General features: G+C 66.5%; 16 protein-coding genes. 9 read left to right on the forward strand and 7 right to left on the reverse strand.

Annotation, left to right across the window (positions count from 1 at the left end; genetic code table 11):
- Nucleotides 1-89: 89 nt before the first annotated feature.
- Together QFZ60_RS01910 and QFZ60_RS01915 are read left to right on the forward strand one after the other, a co-directional pair.
- Nucleotides 90-683 carry a DUF1992 domain-containing protein gene (locus QFZ60_RS01910; RefSeq protein ID WP_307093171.1) on the forward strand — a complete coding sequence of 198 codons (594 nt, stop codon included), beginning with the start codon at nucleotides 90-92 and terminating at the stop codon, nucleotides 681-683.
- Nucleotides 684-805: 122 nt separating this feature from the next.
- Complete coding sequence (locus QFZ60_RS01915) at nucleotides 806-2278, forward strand: HNH endonuclease signature motif containing protein (protein ID WP_307087655.1); 1473 nt, start codon at nucleotides 806-808, stop codon at nucleotides 2276-2278.
- Nucleotides 2279-2292: 14 nt separating this feature from the next.
- Here QFZ60_RS01915 and QFZ60_RS01920 read toward each other — a convergent pair whose 3' ends face one another.
- Nucleotides 2293-4464 carry a transglycosylase domain-containing protein gene (locus tag QFZ60_RS01920; RefSeq protein ID WP_307087657.1) on the reverse strand — a complete coding sequence of 724 codons (2172 nt, stop codon included), beginning with the start codon at nucleotides 4462-4464 and terminating at the stop codon, nucleotides 2293-2295.
- 178 nt (nucleotides 4465-4642) lie between these two features.
- Between QFZ60_RS01920 and QFZ60_RS01925 the strand changes: the two genes are divergently transcribed.
- Nucleotides 4643-5281: a PadR family transcriptional regulator gene (locus tag QFZ60_RS01925; protein ID WP_307087659.1), complete on the forward strand. Its 639-nt coding sequence runs from the start codon at nucleotides 4643-4645 to the stop codon at nucleotides 5279-5281.
- Between the two features lie 3 nt (nucleotides 5282-5284).
- On the opposite strand, the gene QFZ60_RS01930 is transcribed toward QFZ60_RS01925, so the two are convergent.
- The 3 genes from QFZ60_RS01930 to QFZ60_RS01940 all read right to left on the reverse strand — a co-directional run bounded on the left by QFZ60_RS01930 (nucleotide 5285) and on the right by QFZ60_RS01940 (nucleotide 7957).
- Nucleotides 5285-6604 (reverse strand): ammonium transporter, encoded by a 1320-nt coding sequence (locus QFZ60_RS01930; RefSeq protein WP_307087661.1) that lies wholly within the window; start codon nucleotides 6602-6604, stop codon nucleotides 5285-5287.
- Nucleotides 6605-6926: 322 nt separating this feature from the next.
- A complete protein-coding gene (locus QFZ60_RS01935; RefSeq protein WP_307087664.1) occupies nucleotides 6927-7721 on the reverse strand; it encodes a carbon-nitrogen hydrolase family protein in 795 nt (264 codons plus the stop codon).
- Nucleotides 7721-7957 carry a DUF2630 family protein gene (locus tag QFZ60_RS01940; RefSeq protein WP_142029088.1) on the reverse strand — a complete coding sequence of 79 codons (237 nt, stop codon included), beginning with the start codon at nucleotides 7955-7957 and terminating at the stop codon, nucleotides 7721-7723. The genes QFZ60_RS01935 and QFZ60_RS01940 overlap by 1 nt, the downstream gene beginning before the upstream one ends.
- An 85-nt stretch (nucleotides 7958-8042) precedes the next feature.
- Between QFZ60_RS01940 and QFZ60_RS01945 the strand changes: the two genes are divergently transcribed.
- On the forward strand, nucleotides 8043-8441 hold the full coding sequence (locus QFZ60_RS01945) for a hypothetical protein (protein ID WP_307087666.1): 399 nt from the start codon (nucleotides 8043-8045) through the stop codon (nucleotides 8439-8441).
- Between the two features lie 12 nt (nucleotides 8442-8453).
- Here QFZ60_RS01945 and QFZ60_RS01950 read toward each other — a convergent pair whose 3' ends face one another.
- A complete protein-coding gene (locus tag QFZ60_RS01950; protein ID WP_307087668.1) occupies nucleotides 8454-8786 on the reverse strand; it encodes a DUF202 domain-containing protein in 333 nt (110 codons plus the stop codon).
- A 4-nt stretch (nucleotides 8787-8790) separates the two neighbouring features.
- Nucleotides 8791-9195 (reverse strand): YidH family protein, encoded by a 405-nt coding sequence (locus QFZ60_RS01955; protein WP_056330021.1) that lies wholly within the window; start codon nucleotides 9193-9195, stop codon nucleotides 8791-8793.
- A gap of 150 nt (nucleotides 9196-9345) precedes the next feature.
- On the opposite strand from QFZ60_RS01955, the gene QFZ60_RS01960 reads away from it, so the two are divergent.
- The 5 genes from QFZ60_RS01960 to QFZ60_RS01980 all read left to right on the forward strand — a co-directional run bounded on the left by QFZ60_RS01960 (nucleotide 9346) and on the right by QFZ60_RS01980 (nucleotide 14049).
- Nucleotides 9346-10374, forward strand: a complete 1029-nt coding sequence (locus tag QFZ60_RS01960; RefSeq protein ID WP_307093173.1) for an LLM class flavin-dependent oxidoreductase — start codon at nucleotides 9346-9348, stop codon at nucleotides 10372-10374.
- Between the two features lie 143 nt (nucleotides 10375-10517).
- Complete coding sequence (locus QFZ60_RS01965; protein ID WP_056330028.1) at nucleotides 10518-11615, forward strand: ferredoxin reductase; 1098 nt, start codon at nucleotides 10518-10520, stop codon at nucleotides 11613-11615.
- Between the two features lie 12 nt (nucleotides 11616-11627).
- Complete coding sequence (locus tag QFZ60_RS01970; RefSeq protein ID WP_307087670.1) at nucleotides 11628-12812, forward strand: acyl-CoA desaturase; 1185 nt, start codon at nucleotides 11628-11630, stop codon at nucleotides 12810-12812.
- 109 nt (nucleotides 12813-12921) lie between these two features.
- Nucleotides 12922-13119, forward strand: coding sequence for a hypothetical protein (locus QFZ60_RS01975; protein ID WP_307087673.1), 198 nt, complete (start codon nucleotides 12922-12924; stop codon nucleotides 13117-13119).
- A 93-nt stretch (nucleotides 13120-13212) separates the two neighbouring features.
- Entirely contained in the window at nucleotides 13213-14049 is an 837-nt protein-coding gene (locus tag QFZ60_RS01980; RefSeq protein WP_307087675.1) for an alpha/beta fold hydrolase, read from the forward strand.
- Nucleotides 14050-14108: 59 nt separating this feature from the next.
- Here the strand turns inward: QFZ60_RS01980 and QFZ60_RS01985 are convergent, their stop codons facing one another.
- Nucleotides 14109-15674: a carbohydrate-binding domain-containing protein gene (locus tag QFZ60_RS01985; RefSeq protein WP_307087677.1), complete on the reverse strand. Its 1566-nt coding sequence runs from the start codon at nucleotides 15672-15674 to the stop codon at nucleotides 14109-14111.
- Between the last annotated feature and the right edge of the window lie 4 nt (nucleotides 15675-15678).

A 15678-nucleotide genomic window follows, 5' to 3' on the forward strand; every position in this document is an offset into this window, starting at 1 on the left:
CAACCTCCGCCCACCTTTGGGCGTTGATAGAGCAAGCCCGCCGCTGAAATACTGGAAGTCAGGCAGCCCGAGGGAAGGCGGTGGCAGCGATGAGCGGCGGGGCAGGGGATTTCCGGAAGCGCCTGGAGAGGGCGGCGGAGCTCCGTTCATACCGCGGCGCGGGCATCAGCGCCGAAGAGGAAGCCGCGTTGGATGCCCTCGACGCCCAGGAGCGGGAAAAGCGCAGGAAAGTCAGCGACGCCGCCCGCGCCGAATACCTGGTCCGGGACGCCATGGCGCACGGCAAGTTCGACAACCTCAAGTACGCGGGCAAGCCGATCCCCGGCCTGGGCGAATCCTACGACCCCGACTGGTGGGTCAAAGGGCTGATCCAGCGGGAGAACATCAGCGGCCTGGGCCCGGCTGCCATCCTGCTCCGCACCGAGGATGCTGAACTCGATGCCAAGCTGGACGCCCAGTACACGGAGCAGCAGGTCCGGGATCTCCTGCAGGACTTCAACCGGCGGGTGGTCGATGCCCGCCGCCAACTGCAGGGCGGCCCGCCGGTGATCACCAAGACCCGTGACGTGGAGGAAGAAGTGGAGCGCTGGCGCGGCCGGCGGGCGGCGCGGGTTGTGGAACTTCCGGCCGAGCCGGAGCAGGGGCGTTCCTGGTGGAAGCGGCTGTGGAAGGGGATGGGCTAGGACAAGGGGTTCCACCGCTCAGACAGTTCACAGCGGGCTGTACATTCACGGGTGACTGTCCGTTTTCCACATACGGGTTTTGGTGCGCGGTAACTGTCACGCCCTGATGGAAGACCTTGGTTATGGAAGCGGTTGTGGGGACGGCGGCGGTACTGGAGGCAGAACCTCAGGCGCTGTTCACTGCTGATCCGCCGCACTCCACGTTCGCTGCTCCGGCTCCCAGGGACGCGCTTCCGGTCCGGCCTGCTGCACCTTCGATTGGTGATGTGCTGGCCCTGCTGCGTTCCGTTCCGCTGGCTGTCGATGGTGCTGGGATGATCGATCAGATGCGCGGGCTGGAGGATCTGAAGTGCCTCGCCGGTGCCCGCCAGGCCGATGCCGCGGTGGCGTTTGATCTGCAGCAGCGGCGGGAGCAGGCCGCCGCAGGGGTCCCGGCCGATGAGCAGGGCGCCGGGGTCGCGGCGCAGATCGCGCTGGCCCGGCGGGAGTCCCCGGCCAGGGGGTCACGGTCGCTGGGCCTGGCCAAAACCGTGACCGGGATGCCGCACACGTTCGCCGCGTTCAGGGCCGGGTTGTTAAATGAGTGGCGGGTGACGCTCGTCGTGAAGGAAACCATCTGCCTCAGCGTCGAGGACCGGGCGGGGGTGGATGAGGAACTCGCGGCCGATACCGGTGCCCTGGACGGCATGGGAGATAAGGCCCTTGTGGCTGCGGTCCGGGCCGGGGCGTACCGGCGGGACCCTGCCTCGGTGGCGAAGCGGGCCGCACGTGCGGTCACGGAACGGAGTGTGAGCCTGCGCCCGGCCCCGGACACCATGACCTACCTGACCGCGCTGCTGCCCGTCGCCCAGGGCGTGGCCGCCTACACCGCCCTCGCCAAGGATGCCGACACGGCACGGTCCGCCGGGGATGACCGGTCGCGGGGGCAGGTCATGGCCGACACCCTCGTCGAACGCGTCACTGGTACCCCGGGCGGGATCAGCGGGGTTCAGATCCAGCTCGTCATGACCGACCGCACGCTCCTGGAGGCCGACGCTGAACCCGCACGGCTCCCCGGCTACGGCACCATCCCCGCAGCAGTCGCCCGGGGCATCGCCCTCGCAGGCTCTGGGGAGAACGAACTGAGCCTCTGGGTCCGCCGCCTCTACGCCGCACCCGGCAATGGGGAGCTGGTGGCGATGGACTCCAAGGCCCTGTTCTTCCCGGCTGGATTGAAACGCTTCCTTCAGGTCCGGGACGATACCTGCCACACCCCGTACTGCGACGCCCCCATCCGCCACCACGACCACGTCATTGCGTGGTACGCCGGCGGACCCACTAGCTCCGGTAATGGCCAGGGGCTCTGCGAAGCCTGCAACCACACCAAGGAAACACCGGGCTGGACCGCAAAACAGACAGTCGGTCCGCGGCACACCGTCGCGACCACCACCCCAACCGGCCACACCTACCACTCCACCGCACCACCACTCCCCGGCGCCACGGTCACGGCGATGTCCACCCCTATGGAAGGCGCCGGGGTTGTGCCTCTTCTGTCCCGGGTCGCGAACCGCGCGGCGCATCCGCGACAGCCGCCGGTGCCGCAGCCGCGGCGATGAGCAGGTGACTGGCCCTAGGGTTTGTAATTCGGGTTGGGGCCGATCATCGACGCGGGAGGCGGCGCGAACGGGGCAGCGGGATAAAGCGGTGCCACCTTGAGCATGTAGTTGGCCCACTGCGGCCCGGCGATCATGAACCCATCAAGGCGCGGGTAAAAGGTGCCGTTGATCGTCACGTTCTGTCCTGCACGCTTTTGGCCTTCCAGCGCGTCGCCGAAGAAGGACGCGGTGACCAGGCCGGTGGTGTATCCCACCACCCAGGTGGAACCGTTGTTGTTCGAGGTGCCGGTCTTGGCCGCGGTGGGAACCTTGTCATGCACTTTGGGGTTGATCCAGACGCCGGAGCCCTTCTTCAGGACATCCTGCAGCACCGAGTTGACGCCGCGGGCCACGTCCGGTTTGACGGCGTCGTGGCAGTCCGGTGCCTGGGCAGGCAGTTTCGCTCCGGCCGCATCCGTGATCTCAGTCAATGCGATGGGTGCGCAGTAGCGGCCGTCCGTGGCGAAAGTGGCAAACGCGTTCGCAAGGGTGAGGGGGGCAACGCCGGTGCCACCCAGCAGGTTGCCCAGCTGGTGCATGTTGACAGGGCTGCTGTCGAGGCCACTGTGCAGGCCCACGGCATCCACCATCTTCTGGATGCCGCAGAAGTCCAGCTGGGATGCGGAGGCGAAGGTGGCGGTGTTGATCGAGTTGTAGAGGCCGTAGTTGACGGGCATGCGCCGGTAGAAGCCCTCTTCCGCGTTCTGCAGGTCATCGGCAGCACCAAGGGCAGGGTTTGCCTGCGCAGTGCTGTAGGCTCCCAGCACCTTGCCGCAGCTGTCCTTCCACGGGAAGCCCAGGGGGTAGACCCGCTTCGATGCGTCCACTTCGGCGGTAATCGGCTTGCCCTCGTTCAACCATTCCGCGAAAGTGAAGGGCTTCATGGTGGACCCCGGCTGGAATCCGCCGGCGCCGTTCAGGTCATTGCCCTGCGCGTCCTTGGCATCCACGTTGAAGTTCAGGTTGGTGTCGAACTTGCCGGGTTGCGGAAGGAATGTGGTGTTTTGGGCCATCGCCAGGATCTTGCCGCTGCCGGGCTGAACGGTAACCAGCGAAGCTGCCCACCGGTCCGGATTTGCGCCTGCAGTCCCGTCCACCTGGGCCTGCGCGGCCGCCTGGAGCCTGCTGTCCAAGGTGGTGATGATGGTGAGGCCGCCCCGGTACAGCCTCCGCTCACGTTCAGGCTCCGTCGGACCGTAGGCGGGGTTGTTCAGGATCAGGTGTGAGATGTAGTCGCAGAAGTACGGCGCCATGGCCGCATTGGCGCAACCCTGCTGCTGCGGAGTGATCTTCAATTCGATGGGAGCGGCCACGGCCTCATCGTGCTGGGCCTGCGTGATCTTTTTCAGGCGCAGCATCTCGGACAGGACCTGGTTGCGGCGCACGATGGACTTGTCCGGATTGGTGGCGGGGTTGTACAGGGTGGGGCTGTTGACCAGCCCGGCCAGGAGGGCTGCCTGGGGAAGCGTCAGGTCTTTCGCTGTGGTGCTGAAGAAGTAGCGCGCCGCGGCTTCAATTCCGTAGGCATTGCTGCTGAAGAACACGATGTTGAGGTAACCCTCGAGGATCTGGTTCTTGGTGTACTTCTTCTCCAGGGTGACGGCAAGTTTCATCTCCCGCAGTTTGTCGCCGAGGGTCTTCTGCCCGTTCAGGACCACCTCGTCCGGCCTGTCCTGCGAAAGTTGCGCCTCGTTCAGGACATTGGTGACGTACTGCTGGGTGATGGTCGATGCGCCCTGTTCGCCGCCCTTGGTCAGGTTGGACACCAGTGCCCGCAGGATCCCCTGCGGATCCACACCTGCGTGTTCGTAGAACCTGCTGTCCTCGATGGCGATAATGCCGTCCTTGATGAAGGGCGACATCTGGTCCAGCGGCACGCGCACGCGGTTTTCCGCATAGAACGTTGCGATTGGCTGCCCGTCGGACGTCAGGACTTTCGTAGCCTGCGACGGCGGCTGCACCGCCAGCTCCTCCGGCAGGCGTTCGAAGTAGCCAATGGAGGAACTGACACCCATCCCTGCGGCTGCCACCGCCGGGACCACCAGGCTGGCCACCAGCACGCCGCACATGACACTCGCTGCAAGGAACCCCAGGATCCGTCCCAGGAAAACACCAAAGCCGCGCCTGCGCTTCCGCCTCTTCACCATTCCTCAGCCCTCGTCCTTGAAGGTGGGAACAGAATACGCTCCCGCCAAGGGGTGAAACAGGGGGCGGAAGGTCAGGATTTGGTCACGCAAAACCATTGACCAGCGATAGTTACCGACATATCGTTAACTATCGCTGAATAAGCAGCGACGACTTCAGGAATGAAAGGACCATGCCACCATGAAAGGCATATTCGACGACAGGAATCCGGGCCCGGAGTTTGGCCCCGAGTTTGGCAAGGGGCGGTTCGAGCGGGGGAGGGGCCACCGGGGACCCCACGGGCACCGGGGTCCAGGCTTCGGTCCCGGTTTCGGACCTGGATTTGGACCCGGTTTTGGCCCGGGTTTCGGACCCGGCTTCGGTCCGGGTTTTGGACGGGGCGGCCGGCGCGCCAGCCGGGGTGACGTCCGCGCAGCCATCCTCTCGCTGCTGGCGGAGGCGCCCTCCAATGGTTACGGACTGATCAAGACCATCGCCGCGAAGACCGGGGGAATGTGGCGGCCAAGCCCGGGATCCATTTACCCCACGCTGCAGCAGTTGGTGGACGAGGGCCTGATCGAGGCGCTGAGCGAAGGGCGCGGCACGGAGTTTGCCCTTACCGACGCCGGCAGGGCCTACGTGGCGGAGCACGCCGAGGAGATGGAGAACGCCTGGAACGCCGAACCGGACAGTGTTGACAGGGACTTCCACCAAAGCATCGGCAAGCTCCTGGGCGCCATCCACCAGTTCCGCACGGGCGTGACGCAGGAACAGCGTGCTGCTGCCGTCGAGAAGATGGACGAAACCCGCCGCGCGCTGTATAAGATCCTCGCGGACTAGGACCTACGCGAAGGAGTCTTCCTTGGCGTGCCGTTCTGCGGGAGCCGCAGCGGTGGGGATGTGGGCCGCAGCCTGGCGCAGGGGATTGAAGCCTGCTCCGATCTCGCCGAACGCGTAGGCGGTCTCGGCGTGCTCGGACAGGTCCACGCCGGCGGTCTCGGCCTCGTGGCTGACGCGGAAGCCCACAGTGTTGTTGATGATCCGGGCAATGACTGCCGTGCCAATGCCGGACAGGAGTAGGGTAATGACGACGGCGGCTGTCTGGGCAATGAGCTGCTGGACACCGCCGCCGTAGAAGAGGCCGCCGCCCTGGCCATCCACAGGCAGGGCGATGAAGCCCAGGGACAGGGTGCCGATGAGGCCGGCACCCAGGTGGACACCCACCACGTCCAGGGAGTCGTCAAGGCCGAAGCGGTACTTGAGGTCCACGAAAACACAGCACGCCGCTCCGGCCACCAGGCCCAGGCCGATTGCTGCCACCGGGCTGATGTTGGCGCAGGAAGGGGTGATGGCCACCAGGCCGGCGACAACGCCTGAGGCGGCGCCCAGCGAGGTGGGGTGCCCGTGGCGGACCTTTTCGGTAATGAGCCAGGTGAGCATGGCTGCGGCAGGGGCCACCAGGGTGTTGATCCAGATGAGGCCGGCCTGTTCAACGGTGGTTGCGGCGCCGCCGTTGAAGCCAAACCAGCCGAACCACAGGATGGCCGCGCCCAGCATGATGAAGGGCAGGTTGTGGGGGCGGTGGTTGGGGTCCTTGGCGAAGCCATGGCGCTGGCCCACGATGACCGCCAGCACCAGCGCGGCAGTTCCTGAACTGATCTCCACTACAGCGCCGCCGGCGAAGTCGATCACCTGGCCGAAGATTGCAGTCACGGCTCCGCCGGCACTCATCAGGCCGCCACCCCAGACCATGTAGGCGAGGGGGCAGTAGATCAGCGTGATCCATACGGGCACGAACAGAGCCCAGGCGCTGAACTTGGCGCGGTCTGCGATGGCCCCGCTGATGAGGGCCACGGTGATGATGGCGAACGTGGCGCTGTAACCGGCCTTGATGAGGTCCGGCGAACCCATCAGGTTCTGCAGGCCGAAGCTGGTGAAGGGATTTCCAAAGAGCCCCAGGAAGCCGTCGCCCGTGGTCATCGAGTAACCCCAGAGAACCCAGACAACGCCCACGATTCCTGCCGAGATGAAACTCATCATGATCATGTTCAGCGCGGCCTTGGCGCGGGTCATGCCGCCGTAGAACAGGCCAAGCCCGGGGGTCATCAGCAGAACCATGGCGGCCGAAATCATCAGCCAGACGTGTTGGGCAGTGATTTCCACCGGTGGGTCCCTTCGCAACGTGATCGTGGTCCAGGGCCCGTTTGGCCCCGGGGCATTTCCCCCGGGTCCCATTTTTGGCGCCGCGTGTTTCAGCCAATGCCGCTTAAAGTTGCGGCCACGTTACACAAACTGCTCCCACGTGAAGTTCACGTATCCGCCATGTTTCCGGCATGTAAACGGCGGCTCTGGCTGAAGACTCCCGCGGCGGGAATTTCCGCGGAGATTCCCCGCCACTACGGGCCACCCGGCCCGCCCAAGGTGAGAAACGCCGTCGTACCTGTTTTGCCTTCTGTTTCAGAGCGGTGAACGGCGCCTCACGGGGTTAGAACCTGCGGGCGTTGGCCAATACCGGCAGCGTGGCCCGCACGTCATCCACGGTTGCGGGATCAATATCGACGACGGCGAGTTCAGGCTTGCCGCCGAGTGCCACCACCGGCTTGCCCAAGGGGGTGACAACGGCGCTGTGTCCCACTCCGGTTGGAGCCGCGCCCGCGGGACCTGCGCCAGTGGTTTCGGGATCACCCTGGCCACAGGCAACCATATATGTGGTGCTGTCCAGCGCCCGGGCGCGCACCAGCAGGTCCCACTGCTCGGTCTTGCCCTCACCGGCGCCCCAGGAAGCACACACGATGTTCACCCGCGCGCCGGCGTTGGCGTTTGCCGTGAACAGGCCCGGGAAGCGCACGTCGTAGCAGGTGGCCAGGCCGAATAGGGTCCCGTCCAGCTCAAACGTCACCGGCCCTTCCCCTGCATCGACCGTCTTGGACTCGGTAAAGCCGAAGGCGTCAAAAAGATGCACCTTGTCGTAGGACGCTTCCACGCCGGGGCCGGTGACCAGCAGCGTATTGCGGACGCGGCCGTCCTTCCCTGGAGTGAACATGCCGGCCACGATGGTGATGTCCAGGTCCTTTGCGATCCTGCGGACCTCGCTGGCCCAGGGGCCGTCCAGCGGCTCGGCAATGTCTTTGAGCGAGTGGCCAAAGGCGCGCATCGTCGCCTCGGGAAACACCACTAACCGGGCGCCGGCATTGCTGGCCTGGGCGGCGTAGTCCCACACCAGTTCAAGGTTGGCGGCGGTGTCGGCGCCGCTGATGACCTGCGCTACTGCAATCCGCATTACTGCCGGTAGCCCTCAACCTCGCTGATGGGGCGGGGCTCGGCGTCGTTCGGGTTTTCGCCCGATTCCTTCTTGGCCCGGCGCTGGCGCAGCAGGTCCCAGCACTGGTCCAGGCTTTCCTCCACGTACTTCAGGCGCGCCTGGTCCGGCGCCTGCCCGTCCCCGGAACCCTCGCGCAGCGAGTGCTCCTCCTCCACCAGGGCCTGGATGTGCGTCAAAATGTCCTGATCGTTCATGCTTTCCCCTTACTTCGGTCCGGTCTCCTTCAGCGTACGGATCAGGTGCTGAAGCCACCAGTCCCCGCGCTGTACCATCAACTTCATGCCCACTGCGCTCGATATGGCAGGTCCCATCCTGGAAGTGCTCACCTGGTTGTGCCTGCCCGCCGGACTGGGGCTGCTGTTCTACACCGGTTTCCTCCGCCGCTTCGTGCACCCCTGGGAGGTGGCCGAAGCCGTGGTGTATTCCGATTCCACCGGGGTGGGGTTCCGCTGGTTCGACCGGAAGCACCAGGTGCACAACGCGCCCATGTCCCCCTACGACATCAGGGACATGGCAGTGGGGGACACCCTGCCCATCTACTACCACCCCAAGCGCCCAACCCAATGGCAAACCACCACGCCGGAGGAAGCCGGCAGGACGGCCTCAGTCCTGGGGCGCTGCCTGACAGCGATCGGCTCGGTGGCGCTGCTGGCCGGCTTCGTCCTGCCGATGTTCTAGCTGGCTGATGTTCTAGCTGACCAGGACCACCACGATGCCCAGGCCGCCCAGGACCACCCCGGCGGCTGCGGTCCAGAGCACCGCAGTCAGGTCGGCTTCGATGCTTTCGCCTGCCAGGCCGTGCGACCTTGCCCGGTACCGGCGGCGCTGCGTCAGGTAAATGGTGAGGGCGGCGCCCCCGGAAATCACCGGCAGCATGAGGATGGGCGGCCCGTAGGTGGGAAGCCAGCGCAGGAAGAAGGCGCTCGCCGTCACCAGCGCCAGCATGGTCCGGCCCCAGGCGAGGGCCGTCCGTTCGGGCTGCAGGCCGGGATCGCCATGGTGGCTGGGTGCGCGGGATGCCATCGGCTCAGCGCCACAGGATAAAGACCAGTACGACGGCGGCAGCCAGCGCCCCTGCCCCGGCCAACAGGGGCACGAAGAGCGGCAGGGGCAGCGGGGCCTTGGTGCGCATGCTCCGTTCCACCCGAAGCCACCGCACGGCGGCGCCACCGCTGAGCATCATGCCCAGCAGGAGCAGGAGGACGGCCAGGCCTTTCCGGACAGGCTCGATGAAGAGGCCGGACGTGAACGCCTCGACGGCAATGCCGCCCGCCAGCAGCGCGAGCGACGTACGGATCCACGCCAGGAAAGTTCGCTCGTTGGCCAGCGTGAAGCGGGGGTCGGGTTCCTCTCCGCCGGGCAGCAGCCGTTCGGCGATTCTTCCGCGCGGGGGCGGGCCTGCCGGTCCGGGCTGCTGCTCGCTGTTGGTCACCGGGCCAGTTTAGCCGTGGCCTATCCGCCGCTCCGCGGGGCAAACATGATCACGGCGACACCCAGCAGGCAGACCAGGGATCCCGCAATGTCCCACGCAGTCATCATGCCAGCCGGGAATGCCGCCGCCGGCCATGCAGTTGAGGAAAGTATGGAGCGCATAGGATTCCTTTCATTCGGCCACTGGGGCCCCGGCCAGGGTTCCCGAACCAGGACAGCGGCGGACGCCCTGCTCCAGGGGATCGAACTGGCGGTTGCCGCTGAAGAGCTCGGCGTGGACGGCGCATTCTTCCGCGTCCACCACTTCGCCAGGCAGCAGGCATCGCCCTTCCCCCTCCTGTCGGCCATCGCCGCCCGCACCAGCCGCATCGAAATAGGCACCGGCGTCATCGACATGCGCTACGAAAATCCCCTGTACATGGCGGAGGAAGCCGCAGCGGCAGACCTGATCAGCGGCGGCAGGCTGCAGTTGGGCATCAGCCGCGGTTCACCCGAACCCGCCAGGGAGGGTGCGTCAGCCTTCGGCTACCGCCCACAGCCGGGGGAGACCGACGCGGACATGGCCCGGCGCCACACTGCCGTGTTCCGCAAGGCCATCACGGGGGCCGGCGTGGCTGAGGCGGACCCGCGGTACGCCGGCGGTGCCACCGGCCTCCTGCCCATCCAGCCGCAGTCACCGGGCCTGTCCGAACGGATCTGGTGGGGCGCCGGCAGCAGGAAGACCGCCGTCTGGGCCGCGGAACTGGGCATGAACCTGATGAGCTCCACGCTGCTCACCGAGGACACCGGTGTTCCCTTCCATGAACTCCAGGCCGAACAGATCCAGCTGTTCAGGGATGCGTGGTCGGCGGCAGGCCATGCCCACACCCCGCGTGTTTCGGTCAGCCGCAGCGTCCTTCCCATCGTGGACGAGGAAGACAACTACTACTTCGCCGGCAGTGCGCTCCGGGACGGCCGCGACCAGGTGGGCGTCATCGACGGATTGACCGCCAGGTTCGGGAAGAGCTACGTGGGCGCGCCGGACCTCCTGGCGGAGCAACTGGCCGCCGATACCGCCGTGCAGGCGGCCGACACCCTCCTGCTGACGGTGCCCAACCAGCTGGGTGTGGAGTTCAACGCCAAGTTGCTGGGCAGCATCGTGGAGCACGTCGCCCCCGCCCTCGGCTGGAGCCGCCGATAGGGTGCGGGAACCAATTGTGAGACCGAACCGTTACTCTTAGAGTGCGGCGTGGGGGCTTCGCGCCTTCAACTAGTGTGTGACTGCGGAACGGTCATATGACGGAGAGAGAGATATATGGCTCACACCGCTCTAGGCTTTAACGCATGATCCGGCTACGTCAGCTGGCCCAGGCGGCCTCAGTGCTTACTACCCCTTTGGCGCCCGAAGACATTCTGGCGCTGTTCAACCCCGTCTACTCAGCCAGGCAGCTGCGCGGCGTGGTGACCCGGGTGGTCCAGGAGACCGCCCAGTCGGCCACCATCTTCTTCCGCCCAGGACGCGGCTGGAAGGCGCACCTGGCAGGACAGTGGGCGCGCATCGGCGTCGAACTCGACGGCGTCCGCCACTGGCGCTCCTACTCGCTCAGCGCCCCGGCCGGAAAAGACCCGGCCATCACCGTCACCGACGTCGGCGCGGTCTCCGGCACCCTGGTGCGCACCACCAAACCCGGCGACGTCCTGTTCCTGGCTCCGCCCCAGGGCGACTTCGTGCTCCCGGAGCACCCCCGCCCCCTCCTGATGGTCACCGCGGGCAGCGGCATCACTCCGGTGATGTCCATGATCCGTACCCTCGTGCCGCGGCGCCCGGATGCCGACGTCGTGCTGGTCCACTCCGCCCGCACTCCGGGTGACAGCCTCTTCAGGGAAGAGCTGGCCGAACTTGCCGACCAGTTCCCCAACTTCCGGCTGGCCCACTGGTACACCGGAGAACAGGGCCGCATGGACTTCTCCAGCACCAAGGAGCTGGACGAGATCTGCCCCGACTGGAAGGACCGCGCTGCCTACGCCTGCGGGCCCGACAGTTTCCTGGACGACGCCGAAGCCCTCTGGAAGCGCGCCGCGCTGACCACCCGGGCGCCGGGGACCGACGTCGCCGTTGCCGGGGAAGCCGGCAACCTCATGATCGAACGCTTCAACACCACCTTCAACGCCGGCGTAGGACACGACGGCGGCCTGGTCACCTTCGAAGCGTCCGACCGGGAGGTGGAAGCCGACGGCGACACCCCCATCCTGGATATCGGCGAGGACGCCGGGGTGCTGATGCCCAGCGGCTGCCGCATGGGCATCTGCCACAGCTGCCTCACACCGCTCCTGGCCGGCCAGGTCCGCGACCTGCGGACCGGGGAAATCCACGGCGAACCAGGCCAACTGATCCAAACGTGTGTCTCGGCAGCCGCCGGGCCCGTCAACCTCGAACTCTGAGGAGCAGTACGTATGTCTGTCATCTCACCCACAAAGACCACTGCCGCCGGAGGAGCCAGCGCCGGTACCTCACGGACGCGGCCCGGCAAGCTGGCCGAATCCGGCAGCCCCGCCGTCCGGCCGCCTGCCGCCGCGCACCTTAGCGATGAACAGGTAGCCGAGCTTGGCCGCGAACTCGACGCCATCCGGGACGAGATCCTGGGCAAGCGCGGGGCCGAGGATGCCGCCTACATCCGCCGGATGATCAAGATCCAGCGCGGCCTGGAACTCTCCGGCCGCGCAGCCCTGCTGGTCAGCAAGAACAAGGCCGCCTGGGTCACGGGCACCACCCTGCTCAGCCTGGCCAAGATCCTGGAAAACATGGAGCTGGGCCACAACATCCTGCACGGCCAGTGGGACTGGATGCGGGACCCGGACATCCACTCCACCACCTGGGAATGGGACTTCGTCACCCCCTCACGGTCCTGGCAGCACACCCACAACGACCTGCACCACCGCTGGACCAACGTGGTGGGCAAGGACAACGACGTCGGATACAACCTCCTCCGGATGGACGAGAACCAGCCGTGGAAGCCCATCAACCTTGCCAACCCGCTGTTCAACGCCATCCTGGCACCGGTCTTCGAGTGGGGCATCGCCATCTACGACCTCGAGCTGACCGAGTACAAGGAAGGCACCAAGTCCAAGGAGGCCCTGCTCAAGGACCTCAAGGCGCTGGGCAAGAAGGTTGTCACCCAGTTCACCAAGGACTACGCTGCCACCCCCGCCGTGGCCATGCTGACCGGATCCGCCAAGCAAGCCCTGTTCGGCACCATCACTGCCAACGCCGTCCGCAACGTGTGGGCCCACGCGGTCATCTTCTGCGGCCACTTCCCGGAAGGAACGGACACCTTCACGGAAGAGATGGTTGACGGGGAAACCCGCGGGGACTGGTACGTGCGGCAGATGATCGGCTCGGCCAACATCTCGGGCTCCAAGTTCATGCACCTCATGACGGGCAACCTCTCGCACCAGATCGAGCACCACCTCTTCCCGGACCTGCCCTCCAACCGGTACGCCGAGGTGGCGCCCAGGGTCCGCGAAATCTGCCAGCGCTACGGCCTGAAGTACACCACGGGCCCGCTGCTGAAGCAGGTGGGGTCGTCCTGGGCCAAGGTCTTCAAGCTGGCACTGCCCGGCAAAGCGGCCCGGGCCTAGCCAAAACCGCCTGACAAAAATGCGCCTCCGGCACCGGGAACCACCCGGGACCGGAGGTGCATTTTTGCCGCATAATTGATCCCACAGCCGCCGCGGCCATGGAGGAATCATGCGGATTCTCGGAGCACTTATCGTCATCTGGCTGATCATCGGCGGCGTGGCCGCCTGGCAGCGCGGTTACTTCGGCTCGGCGCCGGGGAATTGCGCCGAGGCCAGCACCATAGCGTTGACCATCGCAGCCGGCCCACTGAACTACATGGGCGTCAACCCCCGGATATCCTGCGAACTTCCGCAGCCTTCCCGGTAGCGCACGGCATGGCGGACCCCCCTAGAGTAGGAACTGGAGGGCCAGGCACTGCCCGGCCCGGACCGATTCCACAGCCTCGAAAGGACCGCCTCCATGGCTTTCATCACCGTAGGTACCGAGAACAGCACTGACATCGAGCTCTACTACGAGGACCACGGTTCGGGGCAGCCTGTGGTGCTGATCCACGGCTACCCGCTGGACGGGGCCTCCTGGGAGAAGCAGACCACTGCGCTGCTGGATGCCGGTTACCGCGTGATCACCTACGACCGCCGCGGGTTCGGGAAATCGAGCAAGACCACCGAAGGGTATGACTACGACACCTTCGCGGCGGACCTCAACACGCTCCTGACTGCCCTGGACCTCAGTGACGCCGTGCTGGTGGGCTTCTCCATGGGCACCGGTGAGGTGGCCCGGTACCTGGGCAATTACGGATCGGCCCGGGTTGCAAAGGCCGCATTCCTCGGATCCCTGGAGCCGTTCCTGCTCAAGACGGATGACAACCCGGACGGCGTCCCGCAGGACGTGTTCGACGGCCTCAAGGAGGCGGTCACGGCTGACCCGTACGCGTTCCTGGGCGACTTCTTCAAGAACTTCTACAACTCCGACACCTTCCTGGGCACCCCGCGCCTCAGCCAGGAGGCCGTCAACGCCAGCTGGAACGTGGCCGCCGGAGCGGGCGCCACCGCCTTGGTTGCCGCCCAGGCCACCTGGATCACGGACTTCCGCGGCGACATCCCGAAGATCGACGTTCCGGCACTGATTCTGCACGGCACGGCGGACAACATCCTGCCCATCGACTCCACCGGCCGGCTTTTCGCCAAGGTCCTGCCGGGCGCCGAGTACGTGGAGATCGAGGGTGCCCCGCACGGCCTGCTGTGGACCCACGCCGCAGAGGTCAACAAGGCCCTGCTCGGTTTCCTTTCGAAGTAGCGATCGGCAAACGCGGATGGCGACGGCGGGTTCCCGCCGTCGCCATCTGTTTTCCGGGACTACCAGCGCGGCCCGCCACCGCCGCCCGGGCCCTGGGACGCGGTGTACTGGCCGGCTGTCACCGTCCCCACCTGCTTGGCCCCGTCCAGGCTGCCGGCGCCGATCCCGGCGGCCGTAGTGGCCGTGCCGCCGGTGTAGACGGTGTACTGCTGGCCCTTGGCAATGTCAGGTGAGGAGAAGACCAGGGAGGCCGTGGCCTTGGTGGTGGTGAACGCGGCCACCACGTTGCCGGCCGAATCGGCAAGCTGGATCACGGTCCCGGCCGGAACCGGGGACCCCAGCGTCACCTGCACGCCTGACTGCGTGGAGGAATCGCCCGGTGCCACCGCCATGCCCGAACTGCCGGCCGCCGCAACGGTACCGCCGGTAACCGTCAGCTCGCCGTTGACGTCCAGGGCACCGTTGTTGTTGGCTGTGGGACCGTTGACCACCACGGTGCCGCCCGAGATGCCGGCGTTGCCGTTGGAGTCCAGGCCGTCACCCTGCGCATTGATGGTCAGGGTGCCGCCGGTGACGTCCACGCTGTAGTCACCCACCTCCATGCCTCCGCCGCCCATGCCGCCCCCGCCGGAGGTGGAAGACCCGCCCGAGGCGTTCACGCCGTCGTCGTTGGACGTGACCGTGGTGGCGCCGCCGGAGACCACGATGTGCTGGGCCTCCAGGCCCTCATCGGATTTGGCGACGGTGGCGGTCCCGCCCGCTATGGTCAGCGTGTCGTAGGCCTTGATGCCGTCATCCGTTGCGGAGACGTTCAGGGTGCCGCCGTTGAGCAGCACCCAGCCGCGGCCCTCGTCCTGGTCGTTGTCGGACTTGAAGCCGTCGTCCCCGGCGGTCACCTGGTATGCCCCGTCCAGCAGGACGGCGTAGTCCTTGCCCACGATGCCGTCGTCCTTTGCCTTCACGGTGACGTTGCCGGATGCGAGGACCAGCCCATCTTTCGACGAGATGCCGTCGTTGAAGTTGCCGTTCACGTTCAGGGATCCGCTGCCCGCGATGGTCAGGTCGGCCTTGGAGTAGAGGGCGGCGTTGGGCGCGTCGGTGCCCTGGTCCGCGTAGTTGGTGGCGTCGCTCAGGGAGCTGGAGGTGCCGTCCGCCAGGTAGAGAATGGCTTCGTCGGCGCTCTGGACCACGAACGGTGAGCCGTCCGCGCTTGAGATGCTGGCGCCGTCCAGGATGATGCGGACCGTGTCCTGATCGCCCGCAGCCACCACAATGCGGCCGTTGGCCAGGGACCCGCTGAGGCGGTAGGTGCCGGCGGCGCTGATGGTGACCGTGTCGCCGTCCACCTTCACGGCGTCCGACCCCGCGGCAACGCTGCTGGCGCCGTCCGCCAGGGTCACGGCTCCCTCGCTGGCGGCGTCCCAGGTGAGGTCGTCGGCATCGTAGTGCGTGTCCTCCGCCACGGTATCCAGGGCGACGGCGGCAGTGGCGCCGGTTGCAGCGGTGGACGAGGTGCCGCCGGCGGACGAGGTGCTGCCTGTGCTGGTGCCGGCGGTGGAGCAGCCGGCGAGACCAAGCGAGAGGGCCAGGGCGGCGACGGACAGGTAGGAGCGGATTTTCTTCATGGGG

The organism is Arthrobacter sp. B2I5 (assembly GCF_030816735.1).
Classification (GTDB): Bacteria; Actinomycetota; Actinomycetes; order Actinomycetales; family Micrococcaceae; genus Arthrobacter.